This window comes from Paraliobacillus sp. PM-2, from assembly GCF_001368815.1.
Classification (GTDB): domain Bacteria; phylum Bacillota; class Bacilli; order Bacillales; family Amphibacillaceae; genus Paraliobacillus.
In genome coordinates this window covers 1,871,574-1,896,334 of the sequence record NZ_CTEI01000001.1, presented here as the reverse complement: position 1 = coordinate 1,896,334, position 24,761 = coordinate 1,871,574, and the positions used below count along the sequence as shown (strand labels likewise).

General features: G+C 34.9%; 28 protein-coding genes, 2 rRNA genes and 1 pseudogene. 30 read left to right on the top strand and 1 reads right to left on the bottom strand.

Features of this window, described 5'->3' with window-relative positions; all coding sequences use genetic code 11:
- The 15 genes and pseudogenes from BN1058_RS08820 to rsmI all read left to right on the top strand — a co-directional run.
- Positions 1 to 124 (top strand): 23S ribosomal RNA (locus tag BN1058_RS08820); the annotation flags it as partial.
- A 273-nt stretch (positions 125 to 397) separates the two neighbouring features.
- Positions 398 to 513: ribosomal RNA gene (gene rrf, locus BN1058_RS08815) — 5S ribosomal RNA — on the top strand.
- A 293-nt stretch (positions 514 to 806) separates the two neighbouring features.
- A complete protein-coding gene (locus BN1058_RS08810) occupies positions 807 to 1,901 on the top strand; it encodes a PRK06851 family protein (protein WP_090855809.1) in 1,095 nt (364 codons plus the stop codon).
- A 253-nt stretch (positions 1,902 to 2,154) separates the two neighbouring features.
- Positions 2,155 to 2,346: a sigma factor G inhibitor Gin gene (locus BN1058_RS08805; protein WP_255307028.1), complete on the top strand. Its 192-nt coding sequence runs from the start codon at positions 2,155 to 2,157 to the stop codon at positions 2,344 to 2,346.
- Between the two features lie 121 nt (positions 2,347 to 2,467).
- Positions 2,468 to 2,700: pseudogene (locus BN1058_RS08800) on the top strand (transposase); the annotation flags it as partial.
- Positions 2,701 to 2,825: 125 nt separating this feature from the next.
- Positions 2,826 to 4,253 carry an aminotransferase class I/II-fold pyridoxal phosphate-dependent enzyme gene (locus BN1058_RS08795; RefSeq protein ID WP_090855803.1) on the top strand — a complete coding sequence of 476 codons (1,428 nt, stop codon included), beginning with the start codon at positions 2,826 to 2,828 and terminating at the stop codon, positions 4,251 to 4,253.
- Positions 4,254 to 4,337: 84 nt separating this feature from the next.
- The gene (gene tmk, locus BN1058_RS08790; protein WP_090855800.1) at positions 4,338 to 4,985 is read left to right on the top strand and encodes a dTMP kinase; all 648 of its coding nucleotides are present in this window, start codon (positions 4,338 to 4,340) and stop codon (positions 4,983 to 4,985) included.
- Between the two features lie 16 nt (positions 4,986 to 5,001).
- Complete coding sequence (locus tag BN1058_RS08785) at positions 5,002 to 5,331, top strand: cyclic-di-AMP receptor (RefSeq protein WP_090855797.1); 330 nt, start codon at positions 5,002 to 5,004, stop codon at positions 5,329 to 5,331.
- A gap of 62 nt (positions 5,332 to 5,393) precedes the next feature.
- Positions 5,394 to 5,834 (top strand): YaaR family protein, encoded by a 441-nt coding sequence (locus tag BN1058_RS08780; protein WP_090855793.1) that lies wholly within the window; start codon positions 5,394 to 5,396, stop codon positions 5,832 to 5,834.
- Between the two features lie 153 nt (positions 5,835 to 5,987).
- Positions 5,988 to 6,974, top strand: coding sequence for a DNA polymerase III subunit delta' (gene holB, locus BN1058_RS08775; protein ID WP_090855787.1), 987 nt, complete (start codon positions 5,988 to 5,990; stop codon positions 6,972 to 6,974).
- Between the two features lie 5 nt (positions 6,975 to 6,979).
- On the top strand, positions 6,980 to 7,807 hold the full coding sequence (locus BN1058_RS08770; RefSeq protein WP_090855784.1) for a PSP1 domain-containing protein: 828 nt from the start codon (positions 6,980 to 6,982) through the stop codon (positions 7,805 to 7,807).
- Between the two features lie 15 nt (positions 7,808 to 7,822).
- Entirely contained in the window at positions 7,823 to 8,170 is a 348-nt protein-coding gene (gene yabA, locus BN1058_RS08765; RefSeq protein ID WP_090855781.1) for a DNA replication initiation control protein YabA, read from the top strand.
- Between the two features lie 92 nt (positions 8,171 to 8,262).
- Positions 8,263 to 9,012 (top strand): tRNA1(Val) (adenine(37)-N6)-methyltransferase, encoded by a 750-nt coding sequence (locus BN1058_RS08760; protein WP_090855778.1) that lies wholly within the window; start codon positions 8,263 to 8,265, stop codon positions 9,010 to 9,012.
- A complete protein-coding gene (locus tag BN1058_RS08755) occupies positions 8,996 to 9,292 on the top strand; it encodes a GIY-YIG nuclease family protein (protein WP_090855776.1) in 297 nt (98 codons plus the stop codon). Before BN1058_RS08760 ends, BN1058_RS08755 begins: the two co-directional genes overlap by 17 nt.
- Positions 9,270 to 10,148 carry a 16S rRNA (cytidine(1402)-2'-O)-methyltransferase gene (rsmI, locus tag BN1058_RS08750; RefSeq protein ID WP_090855773.1) on the top strand — a complete coding sequence of 293 codons (879 nt, stop codon included), beginning with the start codon at positions 9,270 to 9,272 and terminating at the stop codon, positions 10,146 to 10,148. The genes BN1058_RS08755 and rsmI overlap by 23 nt, the downstream gene beginning before the upstream one ends.
- 72 nt (positions 10,149 to 10,220) lie before the next feature.
- Here rsmI and BN1058_RS08745 read toward each other — a convergent pair whose 3' ends face one another.
- Positions 10,221 to 10,499 (bottom strand): AbrB/MazE/SpoVT family DNA-binding domain-containing protein, encoded by a 279-nt coding sequence (locus BN1058_RS08745; protein WP_090855770.1) that lies wholly within the window; start codon positions 10,497 to 10,499, stop codon positions 10,221 to 10,223.
- 424 nt (positions 10,500 to 10,923) lie between these two features.
- Here BN1058_RS08745 and metG point away from each other — a divergent pair, with 424 nt between their 5' ends.
- From metG to BN1058_RS08670, 15 genes are all read left to right on the top strand, one after another.
- Positions 10,924 to 12,951 (top strand): methionine--tRNA ligase, encoded by a 2,028-nt coding sequence (gene metG / locus BN1058_RS08740; protein ID WP_090855767.1) that lies wholly within the window; start codon positions 10,924 to 10,926, stop codon positions 12,949 to 12,951.
- Positions 12,952 to 13,021: 70 nt separating this feature from the next.
- Positions 13,022 to 13,786 carry a TatD family hydrolase gene (locus BN1058_RS08735; protein ID WP_090855765.1) on the top strand — a complete coding sequence of 255 codons (765 nt, stop codon included), beginning with the start codon at positions 13,022 to 13,024 and terminating at the stop codon, positions 13,784 to 13,786.
- 214 nt (positions 13,787 to 14,000) lie between these two features.
- Entirely contained in the window at positions 14,001 to 15,200 is a 1,200-nt protein-coding gene (locus tag BN1058_RS14565; RefSeq protein WP_090855762.1) for a ubiquitin-like domain-containing protein, read from the top strand.
- Positions 15,201 to 15,421: 221 nt separating this feature from the next.
- Complete coding sequence (rnmV, locus tag BN1058_RS08725) at positions 15,422 to 15,985, top strand: ribonuclease M5 (RefSeq protein WP_090855759.1); 564 nt, start codon at positions 15,422 to 15,424, stop codon at positions 15,983 to 15,985.
- Positions 15,975 to 16,847, top strand: a complete 873-nt coding sequence (gene rsmA, locus BN1058_RS08720) for a 16S rRNA (adenine(1518)-N(6)/adenine(1519)-N(6))-dimethyltransferase RsmA (RefSeq protein WP_090855756.1) — start codon at positions 15,975 to 15,977, stop codon at positions 16,845 to 16,847. The genes rnmV and rsmA overlap by 11 nt, the downstream gene beginning before the upstream one ends.
- Before the next feature lie 70 nt (positions 16,848 to 16,917).
- The gene (gene yabG, locus BN1058_RS08715) at positions 16,918 to 17,784 is read left to right on the top strand and encodes a sporulation peptidase YabG (protein WP_090855753.1); all 867 of its coding nucleotides are present in this window, start codon (positions 16,918 to 16,920) and stop codon (positions 17,782 to 17,784) included.
- Positions 17,785 to 17,964: 180 nt separating this feature from the next.
- Positions 17,965 to 18,231, top strand: a complete 267-nt coding sequence (gene veg / locus BN1058_RS08710; protein ID WP_090855750.1) for a biofilm formation stimulator Veg — start codon at positions 17,965 to 17,967, stop codon at positions 18,229 to 18,231.
- Between the two features lie 178 nt (positions 18,232 to 18,409).
- Positions 18,410 to 18,592: a small, acid-soluble spore protein, alpha/beta type gene (locus tag BN1058_RS08705; protein WP_090855747.1), complete on the top strand. Its 183-nt coding sequence runs from the start codon at positions 18,410 to 18,412 to the stop codon at positions 18,590 to 18,592.
- Positions 18,593 to 18,873: 281 nt separating this feature from the next.
- Positions 18,874 to 19,695 carry a pur operon repressor gene (gene purR, locus BN1058_RS08700; RefSeq protein WP_090855744.1) on the top strand — a complete coding sequence of 274 codons (822 nt, stop codon included), beginning with the start codon at positions 18,874 to 18,876 and terminating at the stop codon, positions 19,693 to 19,695.
- A gap of 221 nt (positions 19,696 to 19,916) precedes the next feature.
- Positions 19,917 to 20,207 carry a septation regulator SpoVG gene (gene spoVG, locus BN1058_RS08695; protein ID WP_090855741.1) on the top strand — a complete coding sequence of 97 codons (291 nt, stop codon included), beginning with the start codon at positions 19,917 to 19,919 and terminating at the stop codon, positions 20,205 to 20,207.
- 329 nt (positions 20,208 to 20,536) lie between these two features.
- Complete coding sequence (gene glmU / locus BN1058_RS08690) at positions 20,537 to 21,910, top strand: bifunctional UDP-N-acetylglucosamine diphosphorylase/glucosamine-1-phosphate N-acetyltransferase GlmU (protein WP_090855738.1); 1,374 nt, start codon at positions 20,537 to 20,539, stop codon at positions 21,908 to 21,910.
- Between the two features lie 22 nt (positions 21,911 to 21,932).
- Positions 21,933 to 22,886 (top strand): ribose-phosphate diphosphokinase, encoded by a 954-nt coding sequence (locus BN1058_RS08685; protein WP_090855732.1) that lies wholly within the window; start codon positions 21,933 to 21,935, stop codon positions 22,884 to 22,886.
- Between the two features lie 84 nt (positions 22,887 to 22,970).
- On the top strand, positions 22,971 to 23,591 hold the full coding sequence (locus BN1058_RS08680) for a 50S ribosomal protein L25/general stress protein Ctc (protein WP_090855729.1): 621 nt from the start codon (positions 22,971 to 22,973) through the stop codon (positions 23,589 to 23,591).
- A gap of 236 nt (positions 23,592 to 23,827) precedes the next feature.
- Positions 23,828 to 24,388 (top strand): aminoacyl-tRNA hydrolase, encoded by a 561-nt coding sequence (gene pth / locus BN1058_RS08675; RefSeq protein WP_090855726.1) that lies wholly within the window; start codon positions 23,828 to 23,830, stop codon positions 24,386 to 24,388.
- 73 nt (positions 24,389 to 24,461) lie between these two features.
- Complete coding sequence (locus tag BN1058_RS08670) at positions 24,462 to 24,692, top strand: anti-sigma-F factor Fin family protein (protein WP_090855723.1); 231 nt, start codon at positions 24,462 to 24,464, stop codon at positions 24,690 to 24,692.
- Positions 24,693 to 24,761 lie beyond the last annotated feature (69 nt).

Genomic DNA, 24,761 nt, shown 5'->3' with positions numbered 1-24,761 from the left:
TCAAGATGAGACTTCCCATCTTTTAGAGTAAGATCCCTCAGAGACGATGAGGTAGATAGGTTCGAGGTGGAAGCGTGGTGACACGTGCAGCTGACGAATACTAATCGATCGAGGACTTAACTATATTAAAAAAGCGGAATCAACCGTTTAACAACGCAGTGGCTGGAGACAATGAACTGAGATAAAGGAATCACAATTTCTGACAAGAAATTGATGATGACTTATCGTAGGGTGATTGGCGAAGACACCCAGTTGTTGGTTGATGGAGCTAGATTATATATAATATGAATACTTGTCTGTCTTATCTAGTTTTGAAGGTGTATATTTCAATTTAAAGGAATACAGACTAATTTTGCCACATCTTGTGGCAACGTCTGCATGACCTTCATCCTAAAGGCCTGGTGACAATAGCGAAGAGGTCACACCTGTTCCCATGCCGAACACAGTAGTTAAGCTCTTCAGCGCCGATGGTAGTTGGGGCCTTGCCCCTGTGAGAGTAGGACGTCGCTAGGCAACCTAAAAAACCCCTTTTGAATTTATTTCAAAAGGGGTTTTTTGATTTGAAAACAGGCTCTATTGGGCTCTATACTAAATATGGTGGTGCCCGTTGATCTATCAAGGCTTCCATAGAAGCAAAAAAATACACGCATTCCCCTCTCTTTTATTTCCCTAGAATTTCTTAGCATATAAAAAAATATATAAAGATAAGAAAAATTTTAATGAAAATAAATTTTTTGTAATGAAATCGCTCCTATTTACATAGGTTAGGTTAGATGACCTTCCAAAGTCTAAAAGGAGGAGTATGGATGTCAGGAAAAATAGTGAATTATTTTGTAGGAGGTAATACGGCAAAAGGATTTTACAACCTACTTGAGTCCAATTTACAAGGACTAGAAATAATTTATACATTAATTGGTGGACCAAGTAATGGTAAATCCAGCTTAATTAAAAGACTTGCAAGTAAATGGAGCGATAAAGGATATGATATTGAACAAATACAATCTTCATTTGAAAATGATAAGTTAGTTGGTTTAATCATTCCAGATTTAAAATGCGCAATAATTGATACAACACAACCACACGTATTAAAGCCAAAAGCTCCGGGAGCAATTGAACAATATGTTAATTTAGGTGTTGCATGGGATACTGCATTACTGAGCACAAATCGTCAAGCTATATTAAATTACCAGAAGCAGAAAAGCGAAACGTTTGAATTGGCGTATAAATCATTTGAAAGAGGATTGCTAATTCATGATGAATTAGAATCTATATACATTAGTAATATTGATTTTGAAAAAGCAGATAAAGTAACAAAAGAATTAATTGATAAGATATTCATTAGTAAACAAGGTAATTGTGCAAAGCCTATAACACGACATCGTTTTTTTGGTGCCTCTACTCCAAGTGGTGTTGTAGACTTTATTTCAAATATTACAGAAGGACTAAAGAAACGATATTTTATCAAGGGACGGGCTGGAACTGGGAAATCAACACTCTTGAAAAAAATTGCAGAAACAGCTACAGAGCGGGATTTCGATGTCGAAGTATATCATTGTGGATTTGATCCAGACAGTATTGATATGGTTATTATTAGAGAACTAGGCGTTTGTATATTTGATAGCACAGATCCTCATGAATATTTTCCAAATAAACATGGAGATGAAATCATTGATTTATATGAAAAAACAATTACTCCCGGAACCGATGAAGCGAATGAATATGAAATTAACGACCTCAACAAGCGTTATAAACAACGAATGAAAGAAGGAATTGAATATTTACAAGAAGCAAAAAGTATACATGATCAATTGAGAAAGATCTATGTTGATGCTACTGACTTTTCAGTTGTTGATGCAATTTACGAAGATATTAATGAGTCTATTGAAAAACGCGAGTATTAACAACCACAGTAGTTTTATCTTAAATATGAGTATTTCAGTAATAATGAAAGTAAGTAAAAAGTATAACTGTCTTTTCGAATGAATAAAGGGAAAAGGCAGTTTATTTATGAGGAGATTTATGATTTATCACCCTCTCTTTGTTTAATCTACCATTTGATTTTTATGACAGCGCAAAAAAATAACAGATTCTTAACTTAGTAATGTATAGAATTATATTAAATGGTTAGACTATTAACAAATGGAGGTGGAGATGGTGGAAGAACGAATTAAATTTGAAGAATGTGGTGTCTGTCATAGAAAAGAAAAAGATGGCATTCATCTCTATCATCTTTTTATTTGTCAGTCTTGTGAAAGAAAAATGATAGAAACTAATCCAGAAGATGCATCCTATACTTATTTTGTTAATAAACTAAAACAAATAAATAAACGAAAGCAATATTCATAATTTAACGGACTCGTATTACTTATAAAATACGAGTTTTTATTTTTGTATTATAACTTGCGACACTAATTTTGTTAAACTATATTAGTAGAGAAATGCACTTTATCATTAGAAGCGAGAAGACTCCATTTGGCACAAACAACGAATCAAGGTTGCACGTATTCATGAAAAAATAATCAATATAAGAAAAGATTACTTGCATAAAATCTCATACCGTATTGTCAAAAACCACGACATAGTTGGTATAGAGGATTTGTATCTTGTGGTACACATCACGACAGGGATCTTAACGCAAGTAAAAAAATTAAAGATGAAGCAATAAGACTTCTAACCGTAGGTCCGACGGGGATAGCCTAATTAAAACTGACTGTTAGGTTAGTGTTCTTAGGAATCTCCCACTTCAAACAGACCATAAAGTCGTTAAGTGGTGAGAGGGTTCAACATAAATATATAGAAAAGTACAAAGGGATGAATATACATTGATGAATCAAAAAAGAATACCTCTATTAGATAGATTAAATCAATTTATTGAAAAAGATCCGATATCATTTCATGTACCAGGACATAAAAATGGTGCTATTATACCGCTCCAGGGGCAAAAAATATACAAAGAAATTATGTCTATTGATATGACAGAGCTGTCTGGTTTAGATGATTTACATGCACCGCAAGATGTTATTGCTGAAGCGCAAAGCTTAGCCAGTGCATGGTTCCAGACAGATCATACTTTTTTTCTGATCGGTGGAAGTACGGTTGGTAATCTTGCGATGATTCTTGCATCGTGTTGTAGAGGAGATAAAGTTATTATTCAGAGGAATTGCCACAAATCTATTTGGAATGGTATTGAATTAAGTGGAGCAATGCCAATTATGGTCGCCCCTGCCTTTGATGAACAAGTTCATAGATATACTACCCCGAGTCAAGATCAAATTGAACAGGTAATCAAGCAGTATCCAGAGGCTAAAGCCATTATTTTAACTTATCCTGATTACTTTGGTCGTACATACGATTTGCGATCAATAATAGAAATGGCACATGATAATCAGATAGCTGTTTTAATTGATGAAGCACATGGGGTACATTTCTCGATTAACCATTCCCATTTCCCTGCTAGTGCATTAACACTGGGTGCTGATGCTGTTGTTCAATCTGCACATAAAATGGCGCCAGCAATGACGATGACTGCTTATTTACATATTCGCTCCTCAATCATAGATAAAGACAAAGTGGCATACTGTTTGAAGATGCTACAATCAAGTAGTCCTTCCTATCCATTATTAGTGAGTTTGGATATTGCTCGTAATTATTTAGCTACAAAAACTAAAAGTGATATAGATCTACTTTTAAAAAGTGTTTTACGAATGAGAAACACAATGAAAAGTGATAAATGGGATCTTATTCCCTTACAAGCTAAAATAGATGATCCACTAAAGATAATTTTGCATATGAAAGCTGGTGTTAGTGCAAAAAAAGTAGCCCAATCTTTTGAAGCATGCTCTATTTTCCCAGAGTTAGTTACAGAGGAGCAAATTTTATTTATTCATGGTTTAGAACCATTCCATCAATGGGAGCGGCTAGAAAATGCTTTGGAAAAAATCTTAACAGAATTAAAAATATCTAAAAAACATGCTACAATAGAAAAAAACATAAACTTTTTTCCAAAGAAATTAGGATGTTTAGCTTTTACTCATCAAGAAATGGATTGGTTAGATCGGGTGTTTACAGAATGGAAACAGGCTGAGGGAAAAGTTGCAGCAGAACAGGTTGTTCCATATCCACCAGGCATTCCAATCTTAGTTAAAGGTGAGGTAATTGAAACAGAACATATTAACCATATTAAATATCTATTAGATAATAACATTAATTTTCAACAAGATAATATACAAACAGGTATATTTGTTTTTAATTAACAAAAAAGTATCTTTTGTTGGGATGTAGTATAAGTAAAACAAAGACTTTATTGTTAAGTCTTGTTTTCTAAAAGGAGAATGCATGTGTCAGGTCAATTTATAACATTTGAGGGTGGAGAAGGTGCAGGTAAAACCACTGTTTTAAAAGCAGTAGCAGATCAATTAGAAAAACTCGGATACCAAGTGATTACTACTAGAGAACCTGGTGGAATTGAAATAGCTGAAAAAATAAGGAATATCATTTTAAATCCAGTATATACCGATATGGATGCAAGGACAGAAGCATTATTATATGCAGCGGCCCGGAGACAACATTTAGTAGAACGAGTCGTCCCTGCATTGGATGATGATCAGGTGGTATTATGTGATCGTTTTATTGATAGTAGCTTAGCCTATCAAGGTTATGCACGTGGTTTAGGAATAGATGAGGTTTATCAAATGAACCAATTTGCTATTGGTAACAAAATGCCGGATCTAACATTGTTTTTTGATATCGCACCAGAGGAAGGATTAAAACGAATATCTTTAAATAATAAGCGTGAAAAAAACAGATTAGACCTAGAGCAATTATCTTTTCATCAATCTGTCTATGACGCATATATGTTATTACTTGAGCGATTTAGAGATCGTATCGTATCTATTGATGCTAGTCCAAAGTTAGAAATTGTTGTAGAACATAGCTTAGATGTTATCTTGCAATGCATAGATAAAAATGCTTTTGGTCAAAAATGACTGGGAGGTGAACAAATTGAAATTAATTATAGCCGTTTTACAAGACAAAGATAGTAATCGTTTAACAGACGCCCTAGGTGAGAAGGATTTTAAAACAACGAAGCTATCGACTACGGGTGGTTTTTTAAAAGAAGGTAACACTACTTTGATGATTGGGTGTAATGATGATGCAGTAGATGAAGCATTAGAGATTATAAGAGATAACTCCAGCCAACGTGAACAAATGGTTGCCCCAATTTCACCAATGGGGGGAAATGCCGATTCTTATATACCAAGACCAATAAATGTAGAGGTTGGAGGGTCTACAGTATTTGTATTACCAATTGACTCCTTTTATCAGTTCTAATCTATTGCATTTTTCTCTTATTCTATTTAAGCTATAAAGCAGCTTTAAGGGAGATTATATAAATGAAGATTAAACAAGAGATGCGAGCACAGCTAGAAGCAACAAAAACACAGGCAATGAACAATCAAAAAGGTGAAAGGAAATTTGATGCATTAGTTGCCTCGCAAACCCAAAAGTTGCAACACGAACAATTAACGGAATTAGTAAAAAATATAACACTACAAGGAGAACGATTAGCGCGTTATCGCTCTATTAAAGATTTAGCAAAGTATAAAAGGTTGGTAAAAGACTTTGTTAAAGAGGCAGCACAATACGGTATGGATTTAAATCATTCACATAGTTTTAATTTCCAGGGAAATAATCGAAAACTTACAATTGTAAAAGAAATTGATGAAAGGCTATTACGTTTGACAGAAGTAATAATAGAACAAGAAAAACGTTCCATTGGTATACTTGATGTAATAGGGGAAATAAAGGGCCTTTTAATTAATTTATATTCATAACTGACTATATGCTTGTCAAAAAAAATGATAAAATAAATAAGATAAATGTAAGAGCTGAAATTCATTGAATTTCACTCTTTTTTATCTTTCGCCAGAAGTAATTGGCGATCATGCAAATGATAGAAAGATCCAATATTAAAAGGGCGTATGGACATGGATAATTGGAGTCAACTAGAAACAATTCAACCTATTGCAACAAAGATGGTACTGAATATGATTAAGCGCGATCGAATTTCCCATGCTTATTTGTTTCACGGCCAAAAAGGAATAGGTAAAAATAATATAGCTACATTGCTAGCAAAAAGTATTTTCTGTATCGATCAGGTAGATGGTGAGCCTTGTCATACCTGTAAGAATTGTATTCGTATTTCATCTGGGAATCATCCGGATGTTCACAAAGTCATCCCTGAAGGTAGCTCCATAAAAAAGGACCAAATTTTACATTTGCAAAAAGAATTCACATATACTGGTTTAGAATCAAATAGAAAAGTATATATTATTCAAGATGCAGATAAAATGACGGTAAATGCAGCTAATCGATTATTAAAATTCTTAGAAGAACCGAGTAAGAAAACAACGGCTATTTTATTAACGAAGAATGTAAATGGAATTATTCATACGATTCGTTCTAGGTGTCAAGTAATTGCATTACAACCCCTAAATGAAAAGAAAATGCAAGTCGTGTTACAAGATGCAGGTATTACACAGGAAAATGCCCGTTTATTTTCAGCTTTAACAAATAATGTAGACGATGCGAAGGTGTTTGACCAAGATGAGTGGTTTGCGCAAGCACGAAATTTAGTGGTACAATTGGTTGAAATGCTTCAATATAAAAATGAGGAAGTATTATTGTTTATACATAAGCAATGGATGCCTCATTTCTCTAATAGAGAGCAGTTACAATTGGGCTTAGATTTGCTTGTATTATGGTATAAAGATATCATGTATCTTCTTGTTGGAAGAGAGGATAATATCATATTTAAATCATATATAGATAAAATAGAAAAAAGTGCAATGTATTGGTCAAAAGGTGATACAACGCACATACTTTATGCTATGATGGAAGCAAAGAAACGCATAGAACAAAATGTTCATCCTACACTGTTAATGGAGCAATTAACACTGCGAATGCAGAGGTGAAAAACATGGTAGAGGTAATAGGAATTCGCTTTAAAAAAGCGGGTAAGATATATTATTTTGATCCTGACGAAATGACCATTACCAAGGATGACTATGTCATTGTGGAAACGGTCAGAGGGGTTGAATTTGGTAAAGTAGTTATTTCAAATAAACATGTTGATGAGGAAGATGTTGTACTTCCTTTGAAAAAGGTTATTCGTATAGCAACGCCAAAGGATAAACGAATAGTAGCAGAAAATCAAGAAAATGCTACAGAAGCCTATGAAGTATGTGAAGCGAAAATCATAGAACATAGTTTGGATATGAATTTGGTTGACGTAGAATATACTTTCGATCGTAATAAAGCAATTTTTTATTTTACAGCTGATGGAAGAGTAGATTTTCGTAATTTAGTAAAAGATCTTGCATCTATATTTAAGACGCGAATTGAATTACGTCAAATTGGTGTGAGAGATGAAGCAAAATTATTAGGTGGAATTGGCCCATGTGGTAGAATGCTTTGTTGTTCAACTTTCTTAGGTGACTTTGAGCCTGTATCGATAAAAATGGCAAAAGATCAAAATTTATCATTAAATCCTGCGAAGATATCTGGTTTATGTGGGCGTCTAATGTGTTGTTTGAAATACGAAAACGATGATTATGAAACAGCGAAAAAGGAACTTCCAGATTTGGGTGAATCAATTAAAACACCTTATGGAAATGGTAAAGTAGTAGGCTTGAATATTCTAGAGCGTATGATTCAAATAGAAATTCCCGATAAAGAGAGAGTCATTGAGTATACGTTAGATGAGCTAATCGATGAGGGAGTTATTCATACGCAAGCCACGGAATAATGGGGTGGAGGTAGCGTGAATAAAAAAGAGGTATTTGAACAAGTATCTTATATGGAAGAGCAAATTGGCCAACTATATCAACAGCTCGGAGATTTAAAAAATCACATTAGTGAACTGTTGGAAGAAAATCATCGCTTATCTATGGAAAATCATCACTTACGGAATCGTCTAGAGAATGAGACAACAAACGATACTGGAGCAGATAATGGGGCGGAGAATCGTGATGTTTCTATTGGAGAAGGGTATGACAATTTAGCACGTTTGTATGAAGAGGGATTTCATATTTGTAATGTGCATTTTGGAAGTCCAAGACAAGATGAAGATTGCTTGTTTTGTTTATTGTTTTTAAACAAAACAAAATAATGAAGGTATCAAGGGCTGATTATTTTAGGTATTTACACCTTTAATTATCAGCCCTTTTATTGAATGCATGTATTTTAAAAGGAGACACAATCATGATGGAGCTAAAAGAAGATGAACGATTAGACTATTTATTGGCAGATGAGTCAATGCAAATTATCCAAAGTGCAACTGTATTCTCCTTTTCAATTGATGCTGTGCTTCTGTCCAACTTTGCGCGGGTTCCTATAAAAAAGGGGAAGATTCTAGATTTGTGCACAGGTAATGGTGTTATTCCTTTATTATTAAGCAAAAAATCGCAAGCAACTATTACTGGGGTAGAAATTCAAGCGCGCTTATATGATATGGCAAGAAGAAGTGTAATACGAAATCAAAAAGCAGATCAAGTAAAACTGATCCACGGTGATTTAAAAGATATGCCAGCACGATTTGGGAATAATAAGTTTGATATAGTAACAGTAAATCCACCATATTTTCAAACAGAAAAAAAAGCGCACCAAAACAAGAATGATTACTTAACTATTGCAAGGCATGAAGTGCTTTGTACATTAGAAGACGTTGTAAGTGTTTGTAGCAAGTTAGCCAAATCAGGTGGAAAAGTAGCGATGGTTCATCGACCGAATCGATTAGTAGAAATTTTAACATTATTCAAGACATATAAACTAGAGCCAAAACGGTTACAATTGGTGTATCCTAAAGAGGGGAAAGAGGCAAATATTTTATTAATAGAAGCAATACGTGATGGTAATCCAGATTTGCGTATCCTCCCCCCTTTATATGTATTTGATCAAAAAGGAAATTACACAAAGGAGCTAGATCAAATTATTCATGGAAACGGAATATGAGCATGTTGTATACATTTTAGAATGTAAAGATGGAACATTATATACAGGTTATACGAATAATTTATTTCGTCGCTTAGCTATGCATGAGTCAGGTAAGGGAGCAAAATATACAAGAGGAAGGGGACCTTTTCTGCTTAAATATTACGAAGCATTCCAGACCAAGGAAGAAGCGATGAAACAAGAATATTATATAAAACAATTAAAAAGAAGTGAAAAGATCAATCGAATCCGTGCGTTTCAAAAGGAGGAGGATCGATGTGCAAATACAAAAAAGCTTTGAATCAAATAGAACAGTTGGAACCCTTTTTGTTGTTCCGACGCCCATTGGTAATTTAGAAGATATTACAATTCGTGCATTAAATACATTGCGGGAAGTTGATTTTATTGCAGCAGAAGATACTAGGAACACAAAAAAGCTTTTAAACTATTTTGAAATCAACCAATCGCTTGTTAGTTATCATGAACATAGTAATCAGCAACGTGAACAGATGTTGATAGAAGCAATGCAAAATGGAAAGAATGTAGCATTAGTAAGTGATGCAGGTATGCCTGCTGTGTCTGATCCAGGTAATCCAGTAATTGAAGCTGCTATTAAACAGTCGATTCCTGTCGTTGTATTACCAGGTGCAAACGCTGGATTATGTGCCTTAGTTGCTTCAGGACTTGATACGAATCATTTCTACTTTTACGGTTTTCTACCAAGAAAAAGTAAAGATAAAAAAGCAACACTACAACGATTAAGTCAATTAACAGATACAATATTACTCTATGAATCGCCGTATCGTGTGAAAGAAACTGTTGCTGAACTGTATGAATACTTTGGTAATCGATCAGTTGTGATTGGACGAGAATTAACGAAAAGATTTGAAGAATATGTTCGGGGGACATTAGAAGAAATAATAGCATGGACAGATACAGGTACGGTTAAAGGTGAGTTCTGTCTTGTGATTGAGGGGATAGACAATGAAAGTGTGATGGAAAATAATTGGTGGAAAGACCTATCTATTGAAGCACATGTGAATCATTATGTTCAACAAGAACAACTATCCAGTAAGGATGCAATTAAGAAAGTGTCGGTAGAACGGAATATACAAAAGCGTGAAGTCTACCAAGCTTACCATATAAATAACAAGTAGGATTAATTCTACATATAAAAAAAGATGAAGTATCTCTTAAATAAAAGATACTTCATCTTTTTTAGTTAACTACTATTTGTTTATACGTGAGTTGATTTCATCAACCAATGCTTTTGCACCTTCTGGGCTTAATACAAGCTTACCATCAGCTAATGATAAGTTATCATCAGAAATATCACCAGTAACTTGACAAGTCATACTAGGTTTATATTTTTGTAGTACAATTCTTTCATCATCAACGTAAATTTCTAAAGCATCTTTTTCATTGATTCCCAAAGTACGACGAAGCTCGATAGGAATAACCACGCGTCCTAGTTCATCAACTTTACGAACAATACCTGTAGATTTCATATTCATTTCTCCTCCCAAAGATAAAAATAATTCCGCCATTATTCGACAAGTTCTATAACGAATATACCAGTAATTTCTATATGTGTCAATTACTTTTTTTGAAAAAAACCAATGTTTTAGGAAAAAAAATAATTCACATCAATGTTTATTTTATCATTTATAACTGATTTTCTCTTTTAAAGAAAAAATAATTAGTGTGCATTTGTTTTTGTATCTATTGATGTTCACACCAGAAATGGAAAATCAAAATGAGCGTTTTATTAGCCTTAGGAAAGATAAATTTATTAGTTTAAGCCGTTAGTAATGGAAAAATCACTATAAAACCGCTACAATAGAAAGAAATGAATAATGTAGAATGATGTGTAAATATGCGCATGATAAGCAATAATGTAGAAAAAGCTATCGATGTAGGAGGGAAAATTTCATGGCTCAGGAAAAGAAAACATTTTATATTACGACACCAATTTATTATCCAAGTGGGAAATTGCATATAGGAAATGCTTATACAACGATTGCTTGTGACGTGGCTACTCGTTACAAACGATTAAAAGGGTTTGATACATTTTATTTAACAGGAACAGATGAGCATGGACAAAAAATTGAAAAGAAAGCAAAAGAGTTAGGTCAATCACCGCAGGATTATGTCGATGGTATGGCTGAAAGTATTAAAGAGCTTTGGAAATTGTTAAAAATTTCAAATGATAAATTCATTCGAACAACAGATGATTATCACAAAGAAGTGGTAGCAAAGATCTTTGATAAATTGAAGCAGCAAGGTGATATCTATTTGAGTCATTATGCTGGTTGGTATTCCGTTTCAGATGAAGAATTTTTTACAGAGACCCAACTTGCAGAAGTGTACCGTGATGAAGAAGGCAATGTCATTGGTGGTGTTGCTCCTAGTGGACATGAGGTAGAATGGGTAAAAGAAGAATCGTATTTCTTTCGTATGAGTAAATACGCTGATAGATTACTTGAATATTATGAAAAACACCCACATTTTATTCAACCAGAATCACGTAAGAAGGAAATGATTAACAACTTCATCAAACCCGGACTAGAAGACTTAGCCGTTTCGCGTACAACATTTGATTGGGGTGTACCTATTAATTCTGATCCTAAACATGTTATTTATGTGTGGATTGACGCTTTGACTAATTACATAACCGCATTAGGATATGATCCCGAATTAGGTGGTTTTGATGATCAACCAGAATTATTTAAGAAATTTTGGCCAGCGGACGTGCATATGGTTGGGAAAGAAATTGTTCGTTTCCATACGATCTATTGGCCAATTATGTTAATGGCATTAGATTTACCATTGCCTAAGAAGGTATTTGGACATGGTTGGTTATTAATGAAAGATGGAAAAATGTCTAAATCCAAAGGAAATGTTATTTACCCTGAATTTTTAGTTAATCGCTATGGTGTGGATCCAATGCGATATTACTTAATGCGAGAAGTACCATTTGGTAATGATGGTATTTTTACGCCGGAAGATTTTGTTTCTCGTATGAATTTTGATTTAGCAAATGACTTAGGAAACTTGTTAAATCGAACCATTGCCATGATAAATAAGTATTTTAACGGAGAAGTACCAACATATCATGGAGACGTGACTCCGTATGATAAAGGCTTACGTCAACTAGCAGAAGAAACGGTAAAAGTGTATGAAACAGAAATGGATACGATGCAGTTCAGTCAAGCATTAACAGCAGTGTGGCGATTTGTTTCTCGAACAAATAAATACATTGATGAGACGCAACCTTGGCTGTTAGCTAAAGAAGACGACAATCGTGATGAACTAAGTAGTGTAATGGTTCATTTGGCTGAAAGTTTACGTATTGTAGCTACATTACTTCAACCTGTTTTTATTGATACATCCGAGAAAATCTATCAACAGCTAGGGTTAGATGAAGAAGACCATACATGGGAAAAATTAGTGTTTGGAAACTTCCCAGCTGGGAAGAAGGTAGTAGCTAAAGGTGAACCGATTTTCCCTAGATTAGATAAAGACGAAGAAGTCGAAGCGATGCAGCAAGCAATGGCTGGGACAAATACCCCAGAGGAAGAAGAATGGGAGCCAGAAAAAACAAAACTTTCATCTACTAAAGACCAAGAGATCAAGTATGATGACTTTGATAAAGTAGAACTAAAGGTAGCTGAAGTTATATCCTGCGCAAAAGTAGAAGGTGCTGATAAATTGCTTCAATTCCGTTTAGATGCTGGGGATAAAAATGGTCATCGTCAAATTTTATCTGGGATAGCAGAATTCTATAAAGATACAGAAGCATTAGTTGGAAAAAAAGTTGTAATTGTTGCTAATCTAAAACCACGAAAAATGCGTGGACTGATTAGCCAGGGTATGATTCTTTCTGGTGAAGATGCGGAAGGAAACCTTTCTCTGGTAACAGTTTCGGATCAACTACCAAATGGTTCTATTGTAAAATAATGAGGAGAGGGGCGCTTATCGATGTGAATTGATGGGCGTTTTCCTTTTAACAATTAGTAGGAGGATAATCATGTTATTTGATACACATGTGCATTTAAATGTGGAGCAATTTGATCAAGATCGAGAGGAAGTCATACAACGGGCGAAAGAAGCAGGTGTAAGCAATATGGTGATTGTTGGATTTGATCACGAGACGATTCCAAAGGCAATTGAACTGGCTGAAACCTATGAACACTTTTATGCTGCAGTAGGATGGCACCCGGTAGACGCTATTGATTTCACAGATAAAGAACTACAATGGTTGGAAGAGTTAGTCGAGCATCCCAAAGTGGTAGCTTTAGGAGAAATGGGTTTAGATTATCATTGGGATAAATCTCCTCATGACGTTCAAAAAGAAGTGTTTCGAAAGCAGATACGCTTAGCCCGTAAAGTCAATATGCCGATTATCATCCATAATCGCGAAGCAACGGAGGATATTATTACAATTTTACAACAAGAAAAAGCAAATGAAGTGGGCGGAATTATGCATTGTTACAATGATGATCCTACATATGTGCCAACCTGTCTTGATATGAACTTCTATATTTCGCTAGGTGGACCAGTGACGTTTAAAAATGCGAAACTTCCGAAAGAAGTCGCAAAGATGGTTCCGATAGATAGGCTATTAATTGAAACAGATTGTCCGTTTCTGGCTCCTCATCCTAATCGAGGGAAGAGGAATGAACCAGCTTATGTTGCTTTGGTTGCACAACAAATTGCTACATTACGTGGTATTTCTGTGGAAGAAGTAGAACAGGCCACAAAGAAAAATGCCGATCGTTTATTTCGATTATGATAAAATATCAGAACCATATGCTTATTTTACGGAAATGTTACGAATTAAACTTGATGTAATCTTTTTTTAATAAAGATGAAATAATTAGAAGTTTTCATCATATAAGCCTTGGTGTATAAGCCTTTTATACTATTACAATGCTCCTTTTACCTGTTTGACACACCGTTGTATTGTATATATAATACAACGGCGGGTATAAAGGAGGCAAAAGAGGATGAAGAATCTTTCCAAGCTATTGCCAACACTGAATAAAAAGTTGGTGATACCTGTTGTTTCAGTTATGATGTTATTTGCGTTCGTAGCTTATGTTACATTTGAGGCTACTGAATCAGCAGTCGAAGTGACTGCAAATGGTGAGAAACAAACAGTGAATACACATGCTGAAACAGTTGCAGATTTAATGCAAGAACTTGAAATAAACGTCGGAGAACATGATGCACTTTCACATAAAACAACAGAACTTATAACAAATGATATGGAAATAGTATATGAAAAAGCAAAGGAAATTGTGTTAACTGTTGATGGAGATGCAACCACATATTATACAACAGAAGATACAGTAGCAACTTTCTTAAAAGATGAGAACATTACGGTTGAGAAGCATGATGAGTTATCTGTTGACGCTTCTAAAACCATTGAAGATGGGTTGGATATTACGTTAGAAAAAGCGAGTAAGGTTACGCTTAATGATGGTGGAGAGGAAAAAGAAGTTTGGACTACAACAGCCACTGTTGAAGACCTACTCTCTAGTCAATCCATTACATTAAATGAACTTGATCGAATAGAACCAAAAGAAACAGAACGCGTTACAGACGAAATGACTGTAACAATTACCCGTGTAGAGAAAGTAACCGAAGTAGTAGAAGAAAAGACGGATTATGCTACGGTGAAGAAAAATGATCAATCATTAAAAAAAGGGACAGAACAAGTAGTTAAGTCTGGTGAAAAAGGTTTAATTGAAAAAGAATATGAAGTTACGCTTGAAAACGGAGAAGAAGTTGATAGAGAGTTAATTTCTGAAAATGTAAAAAAGGAAAGTAAAGATCGAGTAGTTGCAGTTGGAACAAAAGTGATTCAAAATACTGCAACAAACACAGTATCTCGTGGAGATAGCAAAACGAAAAAAACATTATATATGCATGCAACGGCATATAATTGGGATTGCAGAACTTGTAGCGGATCTGGTAGAACGGCAACCGGCTACAACTTGAAGGAAAACCCAAATGGAGTGATTGCTGTTGATCCTAATGTTATTCCGTTAGGAACAAAAGTGTATGTAGAAGGCTATGGCTATGCAGTAGCCAGAGATACAGGGGGTAATATCAAAGGGAATCGAATTGATGTTCATCTGCCATCATTAGCTGCAGCCATGCGTTATGGGTGGAAAAGAGTAAAAGTAGAAATACTTGAGTAGTTATGGTATAACTTAAAAAGGCTCTAGAAGGGATTGTCATTGTGACAATCCCTTTTATAATAATAACTATGCATGCGAGTTAAAAGGTGGTGTCGTAGATCCCCTTATGCCTCACGTTCTATGGCTTAAATAATAATTTCACGTTTTCATCCAAGGGTACTTGCTTAAGTTGTATGTCGAATTCTATAATGTAGAAAGATTAATGAATGGGAGAATATCACGTGCAAATACAAGAGATAATTGTAGTAGAAGGTAAAGACGATACGTCTAAAATAAAACAAGCGGTTAACGCCGATACAATAGAAACAAATGGATCAGCAATTAATAAACAGATCATTGAACAAATAAAACATGCACAAGAAAAAAGAGGGATTATAATCTTTACTGATCCTGATTATCCAGGTCAACGTATACGACATATTGTCTCTCAAGCAGTACCAGGATGTAAACATGCTTTTTTGACAAAGCATGAAGCACGAGCAAAACAAGATAAAGGAATTGGTATTGAGCATGCCTCCATTAAGACGATTCAAGAGGCATTGTCAGAAGTGTACCAATTAACTGAATTACAGCCTGTTGATATTAAAAAAGAGGATCTAATTGGGTTTGGTTTAGTAGGAGGACCTAATGCTAAAGATCGAAGAGAAAAATTAACGAAACGATTACGGATTGGTTATGCAAACGGAAAACAATTATTAAAGAGATTACATATGTTTCAAATATCACAAGAGCGCTTGGCAGAAGAAATGTCTGTGATTCTTCAGGAGGAAAACGATGACTTTTAAAGCAATTGCAACACCAACTAAAACAAAAGAGATATTAAATAAATATGGATTCTCATTTAAAAAAAGTTTAGGACAAAATTTCATAATAGACGTTAATATTTTAAAAAATATCATTGAAGCAGCTGGTGTTAGCAAAGATACAGCTGTAATAGAGATAGGACCAGGAATAGGTGCATTAACTGAACAATTGGCAAGGCATAGTAAGCAGGTGATTGCATTTGAGATTGATCAAAGGCTAACCCCTATCTTAGAAGATACATTAAAGGATTATGCGAATTTATCGATTGTATATCAAGATGTGCTAAAAGCAGATGTTGAGCAAATAGTGAGAACGTATTTTTCGAATCAACATGATATAAAGGTAGTAGCTAATTTACCATATTACGTTACAACCCCTATTTTAATGAAGCTACTGATGGAGCGTTTACCTATTTCCAGTATTACAGTAATGATTCAAAAGGAAGTAGCTGATCGTATGGCCGCAAAACCAAATACGAAAAGTTATGGCTCATTATCGATTGCGGTACAGTATTTTACAGAAGCGACCGTTGCACTTTATGTTCCCAAAACTGTATTTATGCCTCAACCAAATGTTGATTCTGCAGTATTACATTTAAGTCAAAGGGAGACACCATTAGTCGAAGTGGCAGATGAGGCCTTTTTCTTTGATTTGGTGCAGGCCGCTTTTGCACAAAGAAGAAAAACATTGCGAAATAATTTGTCTAGGTATTTTGCTGAGAATTTTACAAAAGCAGAAATAGAAGTCAGGTTGAAACGTGCAGGAATTGATGGGACGCGCCGTGGCGAATCCTTATCTATTCAAGAGTTTGCTGATTTAGCCAATGTATTTTATAAACGATAAACGCACATATTCACCTAATTGACCATAATCTATGGTAAAACGTCTATCGTGAATATGAGGTGGTTGAACCATGTCTTTTGTTACTGGTGATGTAGTTACTAGGGATTCATATAAAAATGATATTCTTTTTCGAATTAATACGATAAACAATAATGTGGCTATCCTTCATGGGGAAGATATCCGTTTAGAAGCAGATGCTGATATAACTGATTTAAGAAAAGTTCATAAACGAGAAATACAAGATTGGAAAAAACAAGAGAAGGAAAAAGAAGATTACTCTTTTCGGCTGTTTCGCCAGGACTACCAATTAATGAAGGAAAAGCGACATTATGAGTCAACTGCTGGGTATCATCAAGATGCAAATTATTTTCAGGTACCAGCACGCGTACTGCACTTGGATGGAGATCGCTTATATTTGAAAAAATGTATTGAGCTATATCAACGAGTTGGCTTGCAAGTACATGGCCTTTATTGTGATGAAAAAGAAATGCCAGAGGAAATCGGTCGATTAGTTACAAAAATTCAGCCAGATATAATTGTAATTACTGGCCATGATGCATTTTTGCGTAACAAAGGGGAAAAGACTGATTTGCGGGCATATCGTCATTCCAAGTATTTTGTTGATACGGTGAGAGAAGCAAGAAGTATTGTACCTAATGTTGATCAATTAGTGATTTTTGCTGGAGCTTGTCAATCTCATTTTGAATCGTTAATTAGAGCAGGTGCTAATTTTGCAAGCTCACCGTCTAGGATTAACATTCATGCCTTAGATCCTGTTTATATTGCTGCAAAAGTTGCGTATACCTCGTTTATGGAAAAGGTTAGTGTATATGATGCGCTGAGAAATACATTAACAGGAGAAAAAGGTTTAGGTGGTATTGAAACAAAAGGGCTGCTCCGTACGGGAATGCCATATGTCGAAGAAGAGTTAAATTAGAAGGTAAATAGTTACCTTCTTTTTTTGTACATAATTTTACATTTTTGTGAAACCCTAATAAGTAATGGAAAAGTCACAAAATATTTAGTTGACAAGTAAAACAATAACTTGTTATAATGTAATATTTTATTGACTGTAATACAAGCTTGTGTTATACTTAATTCAGTGAGGTGGAGTATATTGGCCAAAACATTAGTCGAAATTAAACGAGGTCTGGATTGCCAAATTGGAAAACGTTTGAAATTAACTGCCAATGGTGGAAGAAGGAAGACAGTGGAACGGTATGGAACGTTGGCTGAGACGTATCCAGCGGTGTTTATTGTGGCACTTGATCAAGAAGAGAATGCGTTTGAGCGTGTTTCGTACAGTTATGCTGATATTTTGACAGAAACAGTAGAGTTAAACTTCATCGAAGACAGAAGTGTAGTAGCGGTTGGGGAGCAGTAAACAAAGTTTGCTGCTTTTTGTTTTGTCTTTTAAGGTGATGTCTTGGAATAAAGCCCAAGCGTTGTGAAAATAATGATCGTATTACTATACTTACTAAATGATATAAGTTATATAATTGAGCTTTTTACGCATACTAGCTTTGTCGGCCTATTGATTAAAGAAAGGAGCGGTCTCTCATATGAGTAGACGTCGTGGCATTATGTCCGAACGATTGAAAGAAGAGATTGCAAAAGAATTAGGTTTTTACGACACCGTTCAAAAAGAAGGTTGGGGCGGTATTAAGGCACGAGATGCTGGAAATATGGTAAAGCGCGCTGTGGAAATGGCTGAACAACAATTAGTAAGAGACAAATCCGAATAAAGGGTTTGTCTCCTTTTTTTCTCTATGCTATGGTATGATTAGGAATAGATAAAAGATGAAGTGTAATATAGGTTGGGAATATATGTCCCTGAAATAAAAAGTAAAGGCGATTTATTTAAAAATATATGCCGTTTTGATGAGTGGAATTGACTCTACCCGTTTTAAATGATGCTTATGTGATAAAGTATGCGAGTTAGAGTGATTAGTTATTCCCAAAACTTGATCGAAACCGTATAAAATGGTATATTCGTTTTAAAATATTCGGCTTTTGAGGTGTGTATATGAAAAGAAGTGATCGTTTAATTGGGATGACACACTATGTATTAGAACATCCCCTACAATTAATATCTTTGCCATTCTTTGCAGAAAAGTATCAAGCAGCTAAGTCTTCCGTTAGTGAAGATTTAACGATAATGAATAACATGTTACAACAAGAGGGTATTGGTTATCTAGAGTCTGTTTCTGGAGCTGCTGGTGGTGTGCGTTATATTCCGCATTATGGCAAGGAAAACAGTGAATCATTTATTAATACTTTATGTCATCGATTGGAAGATCCGAATCGATTGTTACCAGGTGGCTATTTATTTATGAGTGATATTTTAGGAGAGCCTGAAACGATTCGATTAATTGGTCGTTTGTTTGCTACTAAATTTGCACCACTTGATATTGAAGCAGTTGTAACTGTTGCAACAAAAGGGATACCATTAGCCTATGCGGTGGCTTCCTTTTTAAATGTTCCAGTTGTTATCGTCAGACGTGATCCTAAAATAACGGAAGGATCAACAGTGAGTATTAATTACGTGTCTGGCTCCTCTCGAAAAATACAAACCATGGTCTTAACAAAGAGAAGCCTCAAGCAAGGAGCTAAGGTGTGTATCGTTGATGATTTCATGAAAGCAGGCGGTACAATTGACGGAATGAAAAGTCTATTAAAAGAATTTGATGCTCAGGTGGCTGGAATAGGTGTATTGGCCGAAGCTGAAGATGAAGAAGATGAGCGAGTAGTAGAGGATTATACTTCGCTAGTAAAAATATCAAATGTTGATGTTCGTAATCAACAAATTGAAGTGCGTAAAGGTAATTTTTTTAATGAACTTGATTAAATAGTATCTTGTCTTAAGTTGCTTAAATGGCACGATTACCAACAGGTAATAGCTTGTCTTATGCGTGACTTCTAGCACCCTAATGGTGTTCCCCCTTTTGTTTATTATGAATAAAAATAATATAGAAAAATTAATTTATATTTTTTTTCATAATAAGCAGGAAATCCTATACTTATGTAGAATTATGGTAATAAGTTCTATGGGAAAAGGTGGTGAACATAATGGAAGTAACAGACGTGAGATTACGCCGCGTGAATACCGAAGGGAGAATGCGAGCAATTGCTTCTATTACATTAGATCAAGAATTTGTTGTGCATGATATTCGTGTGATTGATGGAAACAGTGGGTTGTTTGTTGCGATGCCTTCAAAACGAACGCCAGATGGAGAGTTTCGAGATATAGCACATCCTATTAACTCTAATACAAGAACTAAAATCCAAGAAGCAGTATTAGAGGAATATCATCGTGTCGGAGAGGTAGAAGTGCAATATGAAGGAGCAGGAGCTTCTTAAGATTAATAAATTACTATCTTAGTCTAATCAACCAGATTAGACTTTTTTCTTTTTGGCGAATTTTCTGTACTTTATCTTCGTGTATTTTGTTGTTGAAATAGACAGGTAATTAGGATATATTCGTTAATGTATATAAAATAGTATAGTTTCGGTTTATAATAAGCAATGTAGTTTCTAAAAAATGAATAAGTAATTCTTAATACGTAGATATCTGAAAATAAAGGATCATTTTCTACGTGTCATGTATCGCTGCCGAAGCGTTCTTTGTGCTGAAGGAACAGCACGAGCTGAAGATCCACTTAACAAAAAAGAAGATGGAGGCTAGCTTGATGGAAAATCGATACGCAATTGTCCTCGCAGCAGGGCAAGGGACAAGAATGAAGTCAAAGATTTATAAAGTTTTACACCCCGTGATGGGTCGACCTATGGTTCAGCATGTAATGGATCAACTACAACCCTTAAATTTAACTAGAGTCATGACAATCGTAGGGTACGGTGCAGAGCATGTTAAAGAACAGTTAGATGATTTATCTGAATTTATTCTTCAAGAAGAACAATTAGGAACAGCACATGCGGTAGAACAAGCAGCACCATTCATTGAGAATGAACAAGGCGTAACGTTGGTGGTTTGTGGTGATACCCCTTTATTAACGGCAGAAACATTAAATGCTTTATTTGATCATCATGTACAATCAGAAGCAAAAGCAACCGTTTTAACTACAACCATTACTGACCCTAGTGGATATGGACGAGTAATTCGAGATAGTGATGGGAATGTTGCAAAAATTGTCGAGCACAAAGATGCTACAGAAGATCAGCTTTTAGTAAATGAAATTAATACAGGTACATATTGCTTTGATAATGAATTACTATTTGATTCTTTAAAGAAAGTGTCCAATGATAATGCACAGGGAGAATATTACCTTCCGGATGTAATCGAGATTTTGAAACAGGCAGATGAAAAAATAGCAGCGCACAAGACAAAAGATCCGGATGAAACCATAGGTGTTAATGATCGAGTAGCACTATCAAAAGCAGAAAAAATCATGAAAAATCGTATTAATATGAAGCATATGAAAAATGGTGTTTCGATTGTTGATCCTGATTATACTTATATCGAACCACAGGTTGTCATTGACCCGGATGTGGTGATTGAGCCTGGTTGTGTTATTAAAGGAGAAACATCTATTCGTACTGGTACTGTAATAGGTGCACATTCAGAGGTTAATAATTGTTTAATTGGTGAAAATACAATTATAAAACAAAGTGTTGCAACAGATAGCGAAATTGGTAATCATGTAAATATCGGCCCTTTTGCACATATTCGTCCGCAAACAGCAATTGGTGATGAAGTAAAAATTGGTAATTTTGTAGAAGTTAAAAAAGCACAAATTGATGACAAGAGTAAAGTTTCCCATTTAAGTTACATTGGTGATGCAGAAATAGGTAAGGATGTTAATGTTGGTTGTGGAACAATCACTGTTAATTATGATGGAAAAAACAAATATCTAACTAAAATAGAAGATAATGCTTTTATTGGGTGTAATGCCAATTTAATTGCACCAGTAACGATTGGGGAAGGTGCGCTTGTAGCTGCAGGCTCTACTATTAATAAAGATGTTCCTGCAGATGCTTTGTCGATTGCTCGTTCGAAACAAGTAAATAAAGAGGCATATGTAAAACGATTAAATAAATTTAAATAGATTAAAATGGAGGTTTGACGAAATGTCAGCGGGATATCAAGATTCATCTTTGAAAGTATTCACTTTAAATTCTAATCCACATTTAGCAGAGGAAATAGCAGAACAGATAGGTGTTCCATTAGGAGAATGTTCAGTTACGACCTTTAGCGATGGAGAAATTCAAATTAATATCGAAGAAAGTGTACGCGGTTGTGATGTGTATGTTGTTCAATCTACTTGTGTACCAGTAAATCAACATATTATGGAAGTATTAATTATGATTGATGCACTAAAACGAGCATCAGCTAAAACCATTAATATTGTTATGCCTTACTATGGTTATGCGCGTCAAGATCGAAAAGCACGCGCACGTGAACCAATTACTGCAAAATTAGTAGCAGATTTATTACAAGTAGCTGGAGCTTCACGTGTTATTTCGTTAGACTTACATGCTCCACAAATACAAGGTTTCTTTAATATCCCTGTTGACCAATTAGTAGGTGTTCCAATTTTATCTGATTATTGGAATAAAAAAGGCTTGGAAGATGTTGTGGTTGTTTCACCAGATCATGGTGGCGTAACTAGAGCGCGTCAGTTGGCAGATCGTCTAAAAGCACCTATAGCAATTATTGATAAACGCCGTCCACGCCCGAATGTAGCTGAAGTAATGAATATTGTTGGGAATATAGAAGGAAAAACAGCTATTTTAATTGACGATATTATTGATACAGCAGGAACCATTACATTAGGTGCTAATGCGCTAATTAAAAATGGTGCAAAAGAAGTATATGCTTGCTGTACGCATCCAGTGCTATCCGGACCAGCTATGGATAGAATCGGTAACTCGCCAATTAAAGAGCTAGTAATTACAAATACTATTCCATTACCTGAGGAAAAGCAAACAGAAAAAGTTAGAACTTTATCGGTAGCTCCACTAATCAGTGAGGCAATTATTCGTGTCCATGAACAGCAATCTGTTAGTGTGTTATTTGATTAATTAAATTTAAATGTTTAATCTTGCAAGTAACAGGGAATAACCTTAAATAGATTTAGTTTTTAAATTTATTGGAGGTTGATGAACTTGGCAGTAAAACTTAAAGCAAGTAAAAGAGAAGATTTAAAAAAATCAAATACGAAACTAATTAGACAATCGGGACGCATACCAGCAGTGGTGTATGGTAATGACAAAAAATCAAATACTGTCTCAGTTGATAGTGTAGAATTATTAAAAACAGTCCGAGACGAAGGAAAAAATGCAATTATCTCATTAGATGTTGAAGGCGAAACAGTAGATGTAATGTTGCATGACTATCAAATTGAACCATTAAGAGATGAGCTTGTTCATGCGGACTTTTATGTTGTTAATATGTCTCAAGAAATGGATGTGTCGGTTGTTATCCGATTAGAAGGGGACGCACAAGGAGCCAAAGAAGGTGGCGTGCTACAACAACCGTTGTATGAATTAGCAATTCGAGCAAAGCCCGCAGATATTCCTGAAGAAATAACGATTGATGTCTCTTCATTAGAAATAGGAGATAGTATTATGGTTTCCGATTTAAAAGAAGGGAAAAACTATGAGATCCTTGAAGATGAAAATACAACGATCGTAACGGTAACTGCTCCTGATAGTGCAGAAGAAGTAACAGAAGAAGAAGAAGCAGAACCAGAAGTAATTAATGAAAAAACAGATGATGAAGAATAATATAAATAAAAGCTTGGACAATTGTCCAAGCTTTTTTATAATAAAATGGTGATAATTGATTCTGTTATTACAAAGATTCATTTTTGTATTACATAGGGGAGATCTGCTATCATTAGTGAGAAGCTAATGAGAATTTAAACAACACAAATAATATAATAAGTTATCGCTTTATTTTTGCCATGGAAATCAGTAGAATATAAAGCGTATGTAAACTGTCTAAAGAAAGACGTGAGAAAATGAAGTGTATTGTTGGGTTAGGGAATCCTGGTAAAAAATATGAAGACACACGCCATAATATTGGCTTTATGGTATTAGATGAACTTGCAACGTATAATAACTGGAAAATTAATAAATCAAAATTTAATGGTCTATATACAATGGAAAAGATGGAACAGACAAAAATCATTTTACTAAAACCACAAACATATATGAACTTATCTGGTGATTCCATTCGTCCATTGATGGATTTTTATAAACTCGAAGTGAGCGATATTCTCGTTGTTTATGATGACCTTGATTTACCAACAGGGAAGATCAGGCTCAGACAAAAAGGAGGACATGGTGGTCATAATGGTATACGGTCAATTATTGACCATCTTGGAACTAAAAATTTCAATCGACTTCGTATAGGTATTGATCGTCCTTCGGGTCATGCAAGTGTTATTGATCATGTTTTAGGCGATTTTGATAAATCTCAACATTTAGAAGTGCAGGAAGGTATTAAACATGCAGTTCAGGCTTGTAATGCGTGGATGCACAAACCTTTTCAAGAAGTAATGAATGATTTTAACCAATAATCATATAGTGTATAAAACAAGAATCAATGGAAATGATAAATAGCAAAGCATCTTTTCCATTGGAGGTATGTTTATGGCAATTTTATACAAGTGTCGCCATTGTAAGCAGTTATTGGGTACGATTAAGCAAGATATAGTTGATACAAGGTCGTTGGGATGGCAGACGCTATCTAATGAAGATCGAAAAGAAATGATACAGTATGGAGCAAATGGTGAGATAGAGATGTATGTCATATGTGAGGACTGTCAAGAAACATTAGAACATAATCCGCACTATCATGCATTAGATTCTTTTCTTCAATAAGAGAATATAGGATAAAAACATAATAGATAAAATAGATCGCAATGTTTTATAGCTTTGGTTAGTAAACCA